General features: G+C 51.4%; 13 protein-coding genes. 6 read left to right on the forward strand and 7 right to left on the reverse strand.

Annotated elements, in window-relative coordinates:
- Positions 1 to 277 precede the first annotated feature (277 nt).
- Both queA and FJM74_RS12265 read left to right on the forward strand, forming a co-directional pair.
- Positions 278 to 1,324 (forward strand): tRNA preQ1(34) S-adenosylmethionine ribosyltransferase-isomerase QueA, encoded by a 1,047-nt coding sequence (queA, locus tag FJM74_RS12260; protein ID WP_187262897.1) that lies wholly within the window; start codon positions 278 to 280, stop codon positions 1,322 to 1,324.
- A 431-nt stretch (positions 1,325 to 1,755) separates the two neighbouring features.
- Positions 1,756 to 2,460 carry a 2-C-methyl-D-erythritol 4-phosphate cytidylyltransferase gene (locus FJM74_RS12265; protein WP_187262898.1) on the forward strand — a complete coding sequence of 235 codons (705 nt, stop codon included), beginning with the start codon at positions 1,756 to 1,758 and terminating at the stop codon, positions 2,458 to 2,460.
- A 19-nt stretch (positions 2,461 to 2,479) separates the two neighbouring features.
- Here FJM74_RS12265 and FJM74_RS12270 read toward each other — a convergent pair whose 3' ends face one another.
- The 3 genes from FJM74_RS12270 to FJM74_RS12280 form a co-directional block, all read right to left on the reverse strand.
- Positions 2,480 to 3,211, reverse strand: coding sequence for an ABC transporter ATP-binding protein (locus FJM74_RS12270; protein WP_187262899.1), 732 nt, complete (start codon positions 3,209 to 3,211; stop codon positions 2,480 to 2,482).
- A gap of 97 nt (positions 3,212 to 3,308) precedes the next feature.
- Entirely contained in the window at positions 3,309 to 3,530 is a 222-nt protein-coding gene (locus FJM74_RS12275) for a DUF2795 domain-containing protein (RefSeq protein ID WP_007652164.1), read from the reverse strand.
- A gap of 262 nt (positions 3,531 to 3,792) precedes the next feature.
- Positions 3,793 to 5,109, reverse strand: coding sequence for a DUF349 domain-containing protein (locus FJM74_RS12280; protein ID WP_187262900.1), 1,317 nt, complete (start codon positions 5,107 to 5,109; stop codon positions 3,793 to 3,795).
- Between the two features lie 407 nt (positions 5,110 to 5,516).
- Between FJM74_RS12280 and ettA the strand changes: the two genes are divergently transcribed.
- Entirely contained in the window at positions 5,517 to 7,187 is a 1,671-nt protein-coding gene (gene ettA, locus FJM74_RS12285) for an energy-dependent translational throttle protein EttA (RefSeq protein ID WP_187262901.1), read from the forward strand.
- Between the two features lie 569 nt (positions 7,188 to 7,756).
- On the opposite strand, the gene FJM74_RS12290 is transcribed toward ettA, so the two are convergent.
- A complete protein-coding gene (locus FJM74_RS12290) occupies positions 7,757 to 9,331 on the reverse strand; it encodes a serine hydrolase (RefSeq protein WP_187262902.1) in 1,575 nt (524 codons plus the stop codon).
- Positions 9,332 to 9,703: 372 nt separating this feature from the next.
- Here FJM74_RS12290 and FJM74_RS12295 point away from each other — a divergent pair, with 372 nt between their 5' ends.
- Positions 9,704 to 10,696 (forward strand): GNAT family N-acetyltransferase, encoded by a 993-nt coding sequence (locus FJM74_RS12295; RefSeq protein ID WP_187262903.1) that lies wholly within the window; start codon positions 9,704 to 9,706, stop codon positions 10,694 to 10,696.
- 133 nt (positions 10,697 to 10,829) lie between these two features.
- On the opposite strand, the gene FJM74_RS12300 is transcribed toward FJM74_RS12295, so the two are convergent.
- The 3 genes from FJM74_RS12300 to ruvX form a co-directional block, all read right to left on the reverse strand.
- On the reverse strand, positions 10,830 to 11,861 hold the full coding sequence (locus FJM74_RS12300) for a zinc dependent phospholipase C family protein (RefSeq protein WP_187262904.1): 1,032 nt from the start codon (positions 11,859 to 11,861) through the stop codon (positions 10,830 to 10,832).
- Positions 11,862 to 12,212: 351 nt separating this feature from the next.
- Positions 12,213 to 12,782 carry a peptide deformylase gene (gene def, locus FJM74_RS12305; protein WP_187262905.1) on the reverse strand — a complete coding sequence of 190 codons (570 nt, stop codon included), beginning with the start codon at positions 12,780 to 12,782 and terminating at the stop codon, positions 12,213 to 12,215.
- On the reverse strand, positions 12,779 to 13,195 hold the full coding sequence (gene ruvX / locus FJM74_RS12310; protein WP_187262906.1) for a Holliday junction resolvase RuvX: 417 nt from the start codon (positions 13,193 to 13,195) through the stop codon (positions 12,779 to 12,781). Before ruvX ends, def begins: the two co-directional genes overlap by 4 nt.
- A gap of 307 nt (positions 13,196 to 13,502) precedes the next feature.
- Here ruvX and FJM74_RS12315 point away from each other — a divergent pair, with 307 nt between their 5' ends.
- Both FJM74_RS12315 and FJM74_RS12320 read left to right on the forward strand, forming a co-directional pair.
- Positions 13,503 to 15,188 carry a S41 family peptidase gene (locus tag FJM74_RS12315; protein WP_187262907.1) on the forward strand — a complete coding sequence of 562 codons (1,686 nt, stop codon included), beginning with the start codon at positions 13,503 to 13,505 and terminating at the stop codon, positions 15,186 to 15,188.
- A 230-nt stretch (positions 15,189 to 15,418) separates the two neighbouring features.
- A complete protein-coding gene (locus FJM74_RS12320) occupies positions 15,419 to 16,579 on the forward strand; it encodes a homogentisate 1,2-dioxygenase (RefSeq protein ID WP_187262908.1) in 1,161 nt (386 codons plus the stop codon).
- Positions 16,580 to 16,650: the final 71 nt, after the last annotated feature.

A 16,650-nucleotide genomic window follows, 5' to 3' on the forward strand; every position in this document is an offset into this window, starting at 1 on the left:
ATAATTGTAACCAACAAAGCGAATAGAGCGGGCAGGAGTAGTAGTTAGAATGGAACAGGGGAATGGCTCATTCACAGCTAAAAAAGCATATTTTTACGGCCATGTCAGATAAAAAGCGTATCTTTGCAACAATTTTTTAAAAGCAGAGCTGACCAGCCAATAAGGTAAAACAGGGGACCGACCCTGTTTATTGTTCTGCAAAATAATAAAATATTTCGATGCGCTCAGTCATCGGAAAGTAATAAATAAGCAACACATTAAGATACCGTGATATTCTATGAAGTTATCAGAGTTTAAATTCGAGTTGCCACAGGAGCTTCTGGCCAACCATCCTTCCCCAAATCGCGACGAGTCCCGTATGATGGTGCTGCACCGCGACACCGGCAAGATTGAGCACAGAATCTTTAAAGACATCCTGGAGTATTTCGACGATGGCGATGTGATGGTGGTGAACGATACCAAAGTTTTCCCGGCGCGCATGTATGGCAACAAGGAGAAAACAGGCGCTAAGATCGAAGTGTTTCTGCTGCGTGAGCTCAACAAAGACATCCACCTGTGGGACGTGCTCGTAGACCCTGCCCGCAAGATTCGCGTTGGCAACAAGCTGTACTTTGGCGAGAGCGATCTGGTAGCCGAGGTAATCGACAACACTACTTCCCGTGGCCGTACCATCAAGTTCCTGTTCGATGGCACCGACGAGGAATTCTATAAAACCATAAACGACCTGGGCGAAACCCCGCTTCCAAAATACATAAAGCGTGAGGCCGAGCCGGAAGATAAAGAGCGTTACCAAACCGTGTACGCCAAAAACGTGGGCGCTGTGGCGGCCCCTACCGCCGGACTTCACTTTACGAAAGAGGTGCTCAAGCGCCTCGAAATTAAGGGAGTGGATGTGACGCCGATCACGCTGCACGTGGGCCTGGGTACTTTCCGCCCGGTAGATGTGGAAGACCTGACCAAGCACAAAATGGACTCGGAGAACTTTATGGTGCCCGCCGCCACGGCCGAGATGGTGAACAAGGCGCTGGACAACAAAAAGCGTGTTTGCTCTATCGGCACCACCACCATGCGCGCCCTGGAGTCTTCGGTGTCGGCCAACAGCCGCCTGAAACCGAACGATGGCTGGACAGACCGCTTTATCTTCCCGCCCTACGATTTCAAAATTGCCAACAGCCTGGTTACCAACTTCCACATGCCGGAGTCTACCCTGCTCATGATGACGGCCGCTTTCGGTGGTTACGAACTGGTGATGAAGGCCTATGAGATGGCCGTAAAAGAAAAATATCGCTTCTTCAGCTACGGCGACGTGATGCTGATCCTGTAATTCAGAAGCAAAACAATAAAAACAAAAATGCCCTGACAGTAACAGTCGGGGCATTTTTGTTTTAAATTGCTGCAGTTGCTACCAGAGACCACCCAGTCCATTTAATAGAAAACCAGCTCCGGAGGGCCGTTTTCATTAGAATAATTGCTGGTTGTTGGAGGCTAGTTGTTGATTGCTAAATAGTTTACTTGTTAAATGGTTGATTTGGAGATCGGGAATTTAATTTAGAAGTCCAGCTTAACAGACAGCTGATCTATAGCCAGGAGCCCCATGTCGTGCTACGTGATACGAGTGCCATGCTACAAAAATCCAGATACTTGTGTCCTGCGTCCTGTGTCGCGCCTTCACCTCCGGAGGGACATTTTCATTGGAATAATTTAGAATCAGGTTAATCAAGAAAATCCTTTAAATCAGGGTTCAGACGAATACGCATGAAAGACAAATTACCGGAATATGCCATTATAGTGGCTGGCGGCACGGGCAGCCGCATGCAGCGCGAGTTGCCGAAGCAGTTTTTAGAGATTGGCGGCAAACCGGTGCTGATGCATACTTTGGAGCGTTTTTTTGCCTACAGCCCGGAGGTCCGCTTGATTGCCGTGCTGCCCGAAAACCAAATAGAGGCCTGGCGGGAGTTGTGCCGGAAGCATCAGTTCAGGTTGTTTCATGTGGTAGTGGCCGGTGGCGCTACCCGTTTCGGCTCTGTAAGGAATGGCCTGGGCATGGTACTGGAGGAGGAAGCCCTGGTGGCAGTGCACGACGGCGTGCGGCCCTTTACGGCTACAGCCATTATTCAGGAGGCCTACGCTAAAGCGGCTGCCTACGGCAACGCCATTGTGGCGGTGTCGCCTAAAGACTCTATCAGGCAGTTGATGGCAGGGGAGGGGAGTAAAGCAGTGCCTCGCACCGAGTACAGGCTGGTGCAGACGCCGCAAACCTTTAAGGCCAGCTTACTGCGCAAAGCCTACGAGCAGGCGGAGCAGCCTGACTTTACCGACGATGCCTCGGTGGTAGAGCAACTGGGTGAGCAGATCGTGCTGGTAGAAGGCAGCTACCGCAACATCAAAATTACCACGCCCGAAGACCTGGTGCTGGCAGAGGCATTGCTGCAGGAGGAAAAGGTAAAAGACCAGGCCTGAACAAAGGACATAAACACTGTCAGACGTAGTGCAACTTGCGGGGGTGCGTCTCCAGGTACTCCTGGTTCTGCCAGATCACTTCCGGGCTGATGACCTCCAGCGCCGGATCAGGTTTGGAGAGGTTGAGCAGGTAACCCTGCAGGGGTAACAGGTTATGGATGTCGTGCGTAATGCAGAGCACCGTTTTTTGGTGCTGTAGCACCCAATCCTGTAGCAGGCTGTACACCTGTTTTTTATAATACACATCAAGTTGCTGTGTGGGCTCGTCCAGGAGGCAGATCCGGGCATCCTGCAGCATGAGCTGCGCCAGCCATATAAGCTGTTGCTCCCCACCCGATAGCGTTGTGAAGTCGTGGTCCAGCAGGTCGGAGAGTTGCAGTTGTGCCACCACCTGTTCGGCCCGGGCGTAGTCGGCGGCATCGTAGTTCTCCAGAAATCTCTTTTTCCGGAACAGCCCCATCACCACCAGTTCCTGCACCTTTATCGGGAAAGATACCACATTCTTCTGCGGCAGGTAGCCCAGGATGCCCTTTGCCGTGGGCCCGGTAATATGGCGCAGGTCCTGATCGTGCACCAGAATGTGCCCCTGGTAAGGTATCTTTTGCTGAAAGGCTTTAAACAGGGTGCTTTTGCCAACGCCATTATGCCCGATAATGGCCACAAAAGCAGGCGCCGGTACACAAAAAGAAAGGTTGCGGAGCAGAACACGCTGTTCATACCCCGCAACCAGATTTTTTACTTCAATAATCAAGTGCTTCCAAATTAGAAATTAGAAATTATGAATTAGAAATTTGGTACATACGGCACATTACCAATTCTAATTTCTAATTTTGAATTTCTAATTAAAGTTAGTACTCGTCCTCGTTAAACATGAAGTCTTCCTTCGTAGGGTAATCAGGCCAGATCTCTTCGATGTTTTCATAAGGCTGTCCGTCGTCTTCAAGAGCCTGCAGGTTTTCTACCACTTCCATAGGCGCTCCAGAACGGATAGAGTAATCGATCAATTCGTCTTTAGTAGCTGGCCAGGGTGCATCCTCCAGGTATGAAGCTAATTCTAATGTCCAATACATAGTATGTTCTCCTTACTTAACTTGTGTCTGTTGATGAAAATAAGTTTGCAAAAGTATCAAAATATTTGTAAACAAAAATTTTTGCAGATTATTAATTGCTTTTCTGTCTGTTTTTCAAACACAACGCAAACAAATGAGAATTGTTCAGCCCATGCAAAAATATTTAAGCGTGCTCCGGCCACCCTAATTGGAGCGGCAGCTGTGGCAAAAAAGCCCTGCCCGATCCGGAAAATTCTTGTAAATTCAGCAAGATGCCCGGCGCTTAGCTCTCGCTGGTGCTGAGTTGCCTGTTAAACATTTCTATCAATTCTGTCTTAGTGCCAATTTTCCGGTTAAAGTTCCGGATTTTGCCCTGCAGCATGCTCCTGAATGACTCGTTGCCCGGGGTGTCGCTCAGTTTGCCCAGGTTGGTCTCCAGCACTTCCAGCTCCTGCCTGTCAGATTTAATAAACTCTCTCAGGGCAGTAATCCGGGCATTTATACCCTCTGCACCATTCAGCTTCTCGTTAGAGGCCTGCTGGCGCTTGCGAATGTAATGCTCCAGACTGCTCATCTCAAACACCTTGTCGCAGGCTTTGATAAAGCGCTCCCATATAGCATCAGACACAGAAGGGTGCACGGGGCCTGCCTTTTTCCACTCTGCCTGCAGCTCTTTGGCCCGTTTTACGGCCTCGCTCAGGCTGTGCGTGTGTATCAGCTCTTCTGCCTCGCTTACCAGGGCCTGCTTTTTCTCCAGGTTGGCATCATAGAACTTGTCTTTCGACTGGTTCTTCTCGTTGTTGATCTTTACCTTGAGCCGCTCAAAAAAGTGGTTGTGCGCCTTCCGGAACTCTGTCCAGAGGTTCGTCACGGCCTTGCGCGACAGGCTGCCGCTCACTACCTCTTTCCATTCGTTCTGCAGCTGCTTCAGCTTCAGGGTGGTGGCCTCCCAGTCTTCGGAGTTCTGCAGGGCCACCGATCTGTTTATAAGGCTTCTGTAGCGTTCATAGGCGCGGTTCTGCATCTGTTTTTTATCCAGGAAGAAGTTTTTCTTCCGCTCAAAAAAAGCTTCCAGCACCGTCCGGAAACGCTCCTCAATCTCTTCGGTTACTTCTTTGTCTACCGGCCCCGTTTTGATCCAGGTGGTTCGGAGGTCTTTCATCTTGTCAGACGTCTCCTTCCACTCAATGCTGTCCTGTAGCGCTTCGGCCTCCTGTATCAGCCCTACCTTAATGGCCAGGTTCTTCTCCCTGTTGAGCTTTATGGTTTTATTGATCTCCTCCTCGGCAGTGCTCAGCTGCTGGTAGAGTGTCTCAAAATCACCCAGCGCGTCGAAGTCGCCTATCTGCTCCTTCATGTGCAGCACTTTCATCAGGAAAGATCCCTTGTTTTCGGAGGTTTCGATGCGTTGGAGCAGGTTGTTTACCTTCTCCCGAAACATCTCAAAGCGCCTGGCAAAGTAAATCAGCGAGTCGTCTTCCGACTCTTTTACATCGCCCACCTGGCGGGCAGGGTAGTTCATGAATGGTTTTAGCCAAACCTGCTGGTCCTGAATGAACCCGTAATTTCTGGCTGTTTCCAATAGCTCGTTGTTTTCCATTTAAGGATTAGGGTTTAAGGGGGTGAGCAGGCCTGCCTTTCGCTTTGCAACGCAAAGACCAAAACATCAACATGCCCATAGGTGTAAACTAAAGTCTTAATCAGCTTACGCAAGTTTGTATACTGCGTTTGCTGTCGTACCTGCAGGTGAAGCGGTTAGCAAAAATTGTGCAAAAAGCCGATTATCAATACAGCGGCCAGTGCGGCTTAACCATAGGTATTACAAGTTTAGTCATTTCAAATCAATTTTGAGAAGGCAAAATGCATGATTTTTTCCGATATTTGTAATTCACGGTTCATTTTAATATAACCGGGGCTAAGATAAGTGAGGCGGGCGCTGGTCTGGTCGTTTCCAGGGGAGCCAGCCGATGCTGTCCAAAATTTACGTGTATAACTGATAAATGCGATATGAGTAACGAAACCATTATTTTTTCGATGGCGGGGGTAAGCAAGATCTACCCGCCGAAGAAACAAGTGCTTAAAAACATTTACCTGTCGTTTTTTTATGGCGCTAAAATTGGCGTGCTCGGCCTTAACGGGTCTGGTAAGTCCAGTTTGCTTAAAGTAATTGCCGGTGTCGACAAAGAGTTTCAGGGAGAAGTGGTGTGGTCGCCAGGCTACACGGTAGGCTACCTGGAGCAGGAGCCGCACCTGGATGCCACTAAAACGGTGCGCGAGGTAGTGGAAGAAGGCGTAAGTGAAGTAGTGAACCTGCTGCGCGAATTCGACGAGATAAACATGAAGTTTGCCGAGGAGATGACCGACGATGAGATGAATAAGCTCATTGAGCGCCAGGGCGAGGTGCAGGAGCGCCTGGACCAGCTCAACGCCTGGGAACTCGACAACCGCTTGGAGCGTGCCATGGATGCCCTGCGCACACCTCCGGAAGATGCGCTGATCGGCAACCTGTCGGGCGGTGAGAAACGCCGCGTGGCCCTGTGCCGCCTGCTCTTGCAGGAGCCAGACGTGCTGCTACTCGACGAACCTACTAACCACCTCGATGCCGAGTCGGTGGACTGGCTGGAGCAACACCTGCAGCACTACAAGGGTACCGTAATAGCCGTAACCCACGACCGTTATTTCCTGGATAACGTGGCCGGCTGGATTCTGGAGCTGGACCGTGGCGAAGGTATTCCGTGGAAAGGCAACTACAGCAGCTGGCTGGAGCAGAAGTCTAACCGCCTGTCGCAGGAGGAGAAGACGGAGAGCAAGCGCCAGAAAACGCTGCAGCGCGAGCTGGAGTGGGTTAAAATGGCCCCGAAAGCACGTCATGCCAAGTCTAAGGCCCGTTTGAGCCAATACGACAAGCTGGCTGGCGAAGAGTCTAAATCGAAAGAAGAAAAACTGGAGCTCTTTATACCTGACGGCCCCCGACTGGGAGCGCAGGTAATTGAAGTAAATAATGTAAGCAAGGCATACGGCGACAAGCTGCTGTTCGAGAACCTGAGTTTTGCCCTGCCGCAAGGTGGCATTGTAGGCATTATCGGGCCAAACGGCGCCGGTAAAACAACCTTGTTCAAACTTATTACCGGACAGGAGAAACCTGATGCCGGCGACTTTACGGTTGGCTCCACGGTGCAGATCTCGTACGTAGACCAGGAGCACACACAACTGGACCCTAACAAGACGGTATTCGAGGTCATATCAGGTGGAACGGAACATATGATCATGGCCGGCCGGCAGATCGTATCGCGCGCTTATGTGAGCAAGTTCAACTTCTCGGGCGGCGACCAGGAGAAGAAGGTAGAGAAGCTGTCGGGCGGGGAGCGTAACAGGGTACACCTGGCCATGACGCTGAAAGAAGGCGGTAACCTGCTGCTGCTCGATGAGCCGACCAACGACCTGGATGTAAACGCCATCCGGGCGCTGGAAGATGCGCTGGAGAACTTTGCCGGCTGTGCCGTCATCATCTCCCACGACCGCTGGTTCCTCGACAGAATTTGCACGCATATCCTGGCGTTTGAAGGCGACTCGCAAGTATATTGGTTCGAAGGGAACTACACGGAGTACGAAGAGAACAAGAAGAAAAGGCTGGGCGACACAGAGCCAAAACGAATCCGTTATAAGAAACTGGTGTAACTCCAGCGCTATTAAAACCATAATGGGAAAGCCTGTTGCCTTGTGCAGCAGGCTTTCTTCGTTACAAGGGCGATTTTCTGCTTTTTTTGGACCATTTTGGGAAATGAGGAGCAATAAATATATTTAGAAATAGTGTAATTCCCTTTTTGGTATCCGTTGGATTTTCGCTGCTAAAAGCTGATCCAATATTAATTAATCAATATATTTGAATAAATATATGTTTTAAATAAAAAAATATGGCTGAATAATATTAAATAAAAGTTGTGTAATAAGTCGTTTTTACACAAACAAATATTAGTTATCACTCGTAAAAAATATAACAATACCTTAAAGTTGCTTGAATCCTATTGTTGTAAAATCTAACGAGTGTCAATCATGAAAAAAACTCTACACAACAGCGATGCCATCGCCTACTGGCTGATTGCAGGTTATTTTGCCGTAATGAGCACTATTGCAGCAATTCTTACCTAATTCTCACTTCTAATATATGCATACAGGCCGCACCAAAAGTACGGCCTTCTGCATTTATAAACGGCCTGTTTGGCCAGTGACCCCAGCCAGCGCAGTTGTTAGTCCTTAACTTTTGTGAACTTCAACTCATCGAAATGAAAATCGGGATTGTTGGCATCTAGACGCATGCCCTCTATGTGGCCGTCTTTCCCGACCAGGAACCGGACGCGTGTAGGGGTAAGGAGGGCGTAATTACTTTTCCACTCCAGATCAAATATGTCGTGCTGCCAGTGCTTCAGGCTGCTGCCTAGTGTGGGGGCTGGTGCCAGTTGCAACGTCAGCTTGCCACCTCGCTGGCTCACCGTGGCATCGCCGTAAAGCGCACTGCTGTAGGTGCCGGTGTAGGCCTGCATCGGCATGGTGGGTTTGCCTTTCGGTGTTTTGGCTTTAGCAACTTTCTCCTGTGCCGCTTCCTCTGCCTTTTTTCCTCTGGCAACCAGGTCGAGGTAAAATCTGCTCCAGTCTCTCCCGTTCTCTATTCCAAAAAACCTGTCGATGGTATAATTGGCAAGCGGCGTCATGATGCTGCTCATGCTGTTGGTCAGGATCACTACGCCCAGGTTCTCTTCCGGCACCAGCACTGTGCGGCTGTTCATGCCTTCGTGCCCGCCCCCATGCGCAATTACTTTCCGCCCTTCGTAGTCGCTGAGCATCCAGCCCAGCCCTGCCGCCTGAAAGTGCGTGGAAGGGACCATACGCTCGGCCTGCCTGGTAACCGGGAACGGGTTGTGGGCGGTCCACATCATATGGCTGGCCTCCTCGCTGAAAATACGCTTGCCTTGGTAGGTGCCCCGGTTTAGTTGCAGGCGCATCCACTGGGCCTGCTGGTTTACACTGGTAAAAATGCCGGCAGCCGGGTTCCAACTGTCCCAGGGCCGGAAGGTGGTGGGATAGGGCTTGCCTTTTTCATCAGAACCATGCGGAGAGGCGATATTAGGTTTGCCGGCCAGTTGCGTAACGGAGGTAAAGCTGCTGCTCATGCCAAGCGGCACAAAGAAGCGCTCCTGTATAAAGGCTTCCCAGGTTTTGCCGGTAATGGCCTCTATTACCTCGCCGGCAGCTATAAACATAAGGTTAGAGTAGCCATAGCCATCGCGGAAGCCATAAACCGGCTCCAGGTGCCGTGCCCGCTCCAGTATTTCGCGGCGGCTGTAGGTGGTGTGGTACCAGAGCAGGTCGCCGCTGAAGGTCTTGAACCCAACCCGGTGGCTGAGCAGGTCTTTTATGTTGAGGCTTTGGGTTATGTAGGGGGCGTAGAGCTGCAGGTAGGGGAGGTATTTGGTCACCGGATCATCCCAGCTGAGTTTACCTTCGTCCACCAAAAGGCCTAAGGCCGCAGCGGTGTAGGCTTTGGAGTTAGAGGCAATGGCAAACACGGTGTTGGCATCTACCTGCCCGCCGGTTTCAGCGTTGAGCACCCCATAGCCCTTGGCAAAAATAACCGAATCGTTTTTTACGACGGCAATGGCCATGCCGGGCACCTTCCAGTCTTTGAGGGCCTGCTGGTAGTAGGCGTCCAGAGCAGCCAGGTCGGCAGGTTTAACACCGGGCTGCGCCTGCCCTTGTACAATGGTCAGGCAGGTAAGTAAAAATGCGTAACGAAATCGTAGAAGTTTGCGGAGATACAGTGTCATGTAGTTGCAGGTTGTAGTACAGTTGCAGCAAGTTAGGTATTTTTCGGGAGCGGGGAAAGCAGGGGGTTGCACGCTTTGGAAGAAGCAATTATTCTAATGAAAACGGCCCTCCGGAGGTAAAAAGAGACGCAAGACACAGGACATAAGGCACAGGACTCTTTTGTCTGAATCAGAATTACAGCATTAAAGAATGTGCAGCATTATGGTGTGAACAAAGAATATTAATAATGGTTTTTTCCCATCTCAAAACCTGAATATCTCAAACTTTCTGGATCATTAGGTAATCGCCTCACTACAAGAACAGGTGGTTTCATGTCTGATTTTTCAGATTGATGCTGCTATTCGCTAGCTTGCGTTCTTTCAACTTTTTCTATGATCCGGTACCTGCGACACCACCAGCTAGACAAAACCCAATGGGATGCCTGCATCTCCGCCTCCGCTGAGCGGCAGGTGTATGCCCTGTCGTGGTACCTGGATGTGGTGTCGCCGGGGTGGTGTGCCGTGGTGGAGGAGGAGCAGGGGAGGTATGTGGCGGTGCTGCCACTGCCGGTGGCCAGAAAGCTGGGGGTGCAATACCTGCGGCAGCCGTTGTTTTGTCAGCAGTTGGGTGTTTTTGCAACAGCGCAGTATGATTACAATAAGGTAGGAGAGCTGCTGGAGGTGGCTCGGAGCCATTTCAGCCTCAGCACGACCTACAGCTTTAATACGGCCAACACAAAGGCGCTACAGCAGGTGCCAGAACTCCAGCAGGAGCTTCAAACTTTCTTCACCCATTACCTTCGGTTAGATAAACCTTATGAATCACTCTACAGGCATTACTCCCGTGACCGCAAGCTGAACCTGAGGCGGGCACAGCAGGCAAACCTGCAGGTGGTGGAGCGGGATGATCCGGAGCCGATGATAACGTTCTTCAGGGAGCATGTGCAGCACAAGATCTATGGTGGCGTGGCAGAGGAGGCCTATACGCTGCTGCGGAGGCTTTACCGGGAGCTGCAAAGCCGCCAAATGGTGAAGATGTGGTACACTGCCACAGCCGATGGCGAACTGAATGCGGCTGCCATGTTCATGTTCTACGGCGACCGGATTATTTACCTTTTTAATGCCGCCAACGCAGCAGGCAGAGCCGGGAACGGGCGTACGCTGCTGTTGAACGAGGTGATTAAGCAAAACGCAAACTCCAGCCGGATCCTGGATTTTGAAAGTCCCCAGCTGGAGAACATCGCCCATTTCTACGCCAGCTTCGGCTCCACGGCTGTTCCATTCAGGATGTGGCAATTTAACCGCCTGCCGCTGCCCCTGAAGCTACTGCGGCAACTCCGGATGGATATCTACAGGAAGTTTACTGATAACTCTAAGCAGAAGTAGACCTCGTAGCATGCGCAATTCCTGCGAGCGTCCGGGGAATGGTAGACATTTTGGAAAGGGAGAGCAATATTTTTCCGGGAAGAGACTCGCAGGAACTGCGCACGCTGCGAAGTCTGCATAAATCGCCGCTTTTTTAGTCTTCTTCTCTAACACAGCATAATACCATGTGCTGCTGTAGCTGCTTCGGAGGTAGCGATGCTTCGCCTTCTTCACGGGCCTTATGCGGACCTTTGTCGTATTCTTTTTCCTCCATCTTCAGCAAATTGCGCTCTTCTTCTGATATGTCGCCGGTTAAGTGGGGCTGTCCGGCATCTACCCAGGCGGTGTACCAGAAGCTGGCTACGGTTTGTATAGCGAGCCGCATCTGTCGCTCTACCTGCCCGTTCAATTTATCGTGGTAAGCCCTGGAGAAGGCGCTGGAATAAACCCGCACAGTTTGGTTGTTGCGTACCTCAAAACTGTACTTCTTGTCTTCGTCGAACTGCTGGGTGAGCTCCCGCTCAAAGCGTAATACCGAATCTAAAGCCAAGTGCGCAGAAGTTACCAGGTCCCAGGCCCGGAGCTGCGGCTGCTCAATATAGGCAGCGGGGCCTACAAAAAAGTCATAATTATCAGAAAGGAGCTCCGGCAGCCGCGATTCCCAGAACCCATGGATGCCCCGCTGCCCCGTTAGCTGGCCATTGTAGTTGTGGGTGGTGTGCAGCGGTACACAGGCATCGGCAATGTAATGCCCCAGGTCGGCGGAGATGCGGAGAATCCTGTCCACGTTTCGTGCTCTGAAAGCTTCTGTGAGTTGGTACTTCATCCGGTTGATGTGCCAGGGTACTATGCCGTAGGCCATCAGGGTGTCTTCGGAGTATTTCTCTACGGCTTGCTGCCAATAGCGGGGCATCTTGTAAATAGCACTGTCGCCGTACACGTCAATGTCGATGTAATGCCGGGGAGCCTCACCCTCTACGGCGTAGCGACGGCGGTCGGGGTTCACGGCATTTTCGGTGACGTAGCGGATGTGCTTTTTGTAGAACGTCACCATGTCGGGCGGCAGCGTGAAAACTGCCAGCCTGTTGATGCGCTGGTGGGCAAAAAAGCCCCAGGCTGCACCTGAAAGCGGCAGCAGGAGCCAGCAGGCCAGAAAAAGTGCTATGATCCGAAACGCAGCTGTCATAACCCTGACGTACGGATTTGCAACCGGCTGGGGTGCAGGAGTTTCGGAATTCTGCTGCAAATTATTCGAATGAAAAAGGCCTTCCAGATGCTCTGAGATGTTAGATACTAGACTCCTTTAAGTGTAGAGTTAAAAGTTATGAGTTAAAAGTTAAGAGTTGACTGGAGTTTTCCGGTTCCTCTTCAAACCAACCATTTAACCATGTAGCCATTTAATAATCAACAACCAGCAACCAAATTATTCGAATGAAACTAGCCTTCCGGAGGGTACTGCTGCACCTGAGTAGCCAGCAGCAAAAAGCGGCCTGCCACTTTAAGAGTAGCAGACCGCTTTTCGGCAAACAGGAAAGTCTTAGCGTTTCTTGCTTAGCGCCGGGAACTTCATCTTGTAGTCGGCATCCACATCGCCCTTGGTTATTTTAGTGAGCTTGTTTTTGAGCAGACGCTTTTTCAGGCCAGACAGGTGGTCGGTGAAAAGGATACCCTCGATGTGGTCATACTCATGCTGGATCACGCGGGCGGTCATGCCGTCGTAGGTGTCGGTGTGCTCGTTCCAGTCTTCGTCGAAGTAGCGGATCACGATGCGCTCGGGGCGGTACACCACCTCCCGCACGCCGGGTATGCTCAGGCAGCCTTCCTCAAAGCCCCACTCTTCGCCGTCTTCTTCTATTATCTCCGGGTTAATGAAGGCTTTTTTAACACCTTTGCCCTCATCTTCGTCATCCATCATGGGTTCAGAGTCTATCACAAACAGGCGGACGCTCTTGCTGATCTGGGGGGCGGCCAGGCCCACGCCATGGGCATGGTACATGGTGGCATACATGTCTTCCACGAGCTCTTTCAGGGCAGGATAGTCCTGGGGGATGTCCTGCGCGTACTCTTTCAGTACAGGGTCGCCATAGGCTGTAATCGGGTAAATCATATGGTTCTGCTTTCTAAATACGATTGTAAAATAATGGCGGCACTTACACGGTCTACGGTGCCTTTGTCCTGCCGGTCTTTCTTTTTGAGCCCGCCTGCCAGCATGGCCTGCTGGGCCATGCGTGAGGTAAAACGCTCATCTACGGTGTGCACGGGCGTAGCCGGAAATTCCTTCTGCAGCTTCCGCACAAAGCCGACTACGTGCTGCGTGGCATCGGTCGGGTTGCCCATCAGGTTGCGCGGCATGCCTACCACAAAAGCATCTACAGGCTCGCGCTGCAGGTAGCCCTTCAGGAAAGACAACACATCTTTGGCATGAACGGTTTCCAGAGGGTTCGCGATTAGCTGCAGCGCGTCTGTCACGGCAATGCCCACCCTTTTGTTTCCGTAATCGATTGCCAGAATTCTTCCCATTGTTGCAGCGGTGCGTATGCTACAATGGCAGCCTGCTGGCAGGTGTTGTAAGTGTAGCACACAATTTGTACTGCAAAGGTAATATATTTTCAAGCTTTTTTTCGTGACAAGGTGTAGCAGCGGCTGGCATAGCCGGAAAAGGTGTAAAAAGTTACGCAATCAGAACAAATCTTGTACCTTTTGGTGTTAGGCTAGAACATAGCCGTAACAACCAAGGTAAAAGAAAAGAGACCATTCCCTTTTTTTTATTAGATTTAGCAGGTGAATAACCAGTAAGATATTTTCCCATTTTATTTAGATTACAGAAATGAGTGAAGAGCCAACAAATTCCCAGCAGGAACCTACACCTAAGCCACAGCGCAACTGGCAAGGCAATTCCTTGTTTCAGATCAGGTTGCCTTTGTATATAGCCATGGCCCTGGTAATAGGCGTGCTGATAGGTGCCAACACCTTTTCGCCCTCTACCGGCAACCCGCAGGACACTGCCAAAAGCTACCTGAAGTTCCGCGATATCCTGAGCTACATAGACCGCGACTATGTAGACACGGTTAACATTACGGAGCTCTCCGATTATGCCATCACTAAAATGCTGGAGAAGCTGGACCCGCACACCTCCTACATACCGGCGGCGCAACTGGCCATGGCCCGCTCTTACCTCGAAGGCGATTTTGAAGGCATCGGCGTGGAGTTCAACATCTTTAAAGACACCATTTATGTGGTGACGCCGATCAGCGGAGGGCCCTCTGAGGCAGCCGGTATACAGGCAGGCGACAAGATTGTTAAAGTAAACAACGAGACGGTAGCCGGTATCGGCATTACCAACGAAGGCGTGTTCAAGCGCCTGCGTGGCCCCAAAGGCAGCAAAGTAACCATGGCCATCCAGCGGAAAGGCACCAACAAGCCCCTGAACTTTACCATAAGCCGGAGCAAGATCCCGACAAGGTCTGTGGACGTGAGCTACATGGTAGACGAGAACACAGGCTACATTAAGGTGAGTCGTTTTTCGGCCAACACCTTTGAGGAGTTTAAGCAGGCACTTTCCGGCCTCAGGAAAAAAAATATGAAACAGCTGATCCTGGACCTGCGTGGCAACCCGGGCGGCTACATGGACCACGCCACCCGCATGGCCGATGAGTTTCTGGCGGGCAACAAGCTCATTGTGTATACCGACGGCAAAGGCTCCAAATATGACTCAAAAACGTTTGCCAGAACCAAAGGCGAATTTGAGAGCGGTGCCCTCATCGTGCTGGTAGACGAGGGGAGTGCCTCCGCCTCCGAGATTGTGGCAGGTGCCTTGCAAGACAACGACCGTGCCCTGATCGTGGGGCGCCGCTCATTCGGAAAAGGGCTCGTGCAGATGCCAATTCCGATGAATGATGGCTCTGAGCTCCGGCTTACCATATCGCGCTACTACACGCCAAGCGGCCGCTCTATCCAGAAGCCCTATGTGGCCGGATCGGAAGAATACCAGCTCGACATGCTCCACAGGTTTGAGCGCGGCGAGTATTTCCACCCGGACAGCAGCCTGTTTGTAGACTCGCTGAAGTACAAGACTGCCCGCGGCCGAACCGTGTATGGCGGCGGCGGCATTATGCCCGATGTGTTTGTGGCCCGCGACACCACCGAGCTGTCGGAGTACATGAGCCAGCTGTACAGCAAGAATGTGATCCGGGAGTATACGCTGAGCTACTACCGCGACCACAGAAAAGAGCTGGACAAAATGCCTTTCGACCGGTTTCAGAAAAACTTTGAAGTAACCGACAAGATGCTGCAGGAAGTGGTGCGGCTGGCAAAGAGCGCCGACATTGACTATGACGAAGAACAGTTCAGTCGTTCCAAAAACCTGCTCCGCAACAACCTGAAAGCCTTTATCGGGCGCAGCGTGTACGGCAACGACGGCTTTTTTCCGGTGCTGCACGAATCGGACGAAGAGTTTCAGGAGGCGCTTAAGCAGTTCTCCAGGGCAGGGCAGCTGGCGAAGGGCGGTGCCTAGGGCCAGACACAGGATGTCAGACGCAGGACACAGGACTTTTTAGTAAGATTGGAGATTGCCATTAAGCACCCACCTTTCAAGTATGTTAAAAATATGAGGCTATGAGCTCAACAATTTAACAAACAGCAATTAGCAATTAACTACCAGCATAAACGAAACGCTACTGAGAGATAAGAAGTATCTAACAGTAGCGTTTCATCGTTTTACAGTCATAGCACAGGAGGTGACCCATGGCGTACTATTATAAGTTAGGCAATATCCCGCATAAGCGGCACACACATTTCCGTCAGCCCGACGGCAGCCTGTATGCGGAGCAACTGGTGGGCACCCTGGGTTTTAGCGGTGTCGCCTCACTGCTCTACCACATTAACCCGCCTACGCGCATCAGCAGAATAGAAGAGCCGGTACCTTATGCGCCTAAAGTGGCTGAAGGAGTTAAACTTGCGCCGCACCACCTGCGCACGTTGCACCAAACCGAAACCGGCGCCGACTACCTGAGCGCCCGCAAAACCCTGCTCCTCAACCACGATGTAACTATCAGCATCTGCCGCCCTACTGAGAGGGAGATGAGCTACTCCTACAAAAATGCGCAGGCCGATGAGGTGGTGTTTGTACACGAGGGCAGGGGCGAGCTGCATTCCCAGATGGGCAGGCTGGCGTTCAGCGAAGGCGACTATATCGTGATTCCGCGCACCATTATTCACCAGTTTCATTTTGCAGAAGGGCCTGTCCGGTTACTGATCATCGAATCGTTCAGCCCGGTAGAAACTGTGCGCCGCTACCGCAACCACTTCGGGCAGCTGCTGGAGCACGCGCCTTACTGCGAGCGTGACCTGCGCCCGCCACACGAGCTCTTACCGTACCAGTTGGGGGGCGAGCACCTGGTGCAGATCAAGAAGGAAGGTTTTCTGCACCAGTACTATTACGATTTCAGTCCGTACGATGTGGTGGGTTGGGACGGCTACTTCTACCCCTACGCCTTTTCCATCTACGATTTCGAGCCCATAACAGGGCGTGTGCACCAGCCGCCTCCGGTGCACCAGACCTTTGAGGCGCATAATTTCGTGATCTGCTCTTTTGTGCCGCGCCTCTTCGATTACCATCCGCTCTCTATTCCGGTTCCGTATAACCACTCCAACGTAGACTCCGATGAGGTGCTGTACTATGTGGCTGGCGATTTTATGAGCCGCAAAGGCGTAGAAAAGGCCTCTTTCACGATACACCCCGGCGGTATCCCGCATGGGCCGCACCCGGGCACCGTAGAGGCCAGCATTGGCAAGAAAGAAACCAAAGAGTACGCCGTTATGATCGACACTTTTAAGCCCCTGCACCTGACCGAGGAGGCGCTTGCGCACCTGGATGAGAAGTACCCGATGAGCTGGAAAGTGTGAGCAGCCTGAAAGCCCCGAAAACAAGCAGAATGTGCGTCTGATTTTTTTGGGAACGTTATATTTTTAAATTG

The sequence above is a fragment of the Pontibacter beigongshangensis genome, from assembly GCF_014332515.1.
GTDB classification, from domain to species: domain Bacteria; phylum Bacteroidota; class Bacteroidia; order Cytophagales; family Hymenobacteraceae; genus Pontibacter; species Pontibacter beigongshangensis.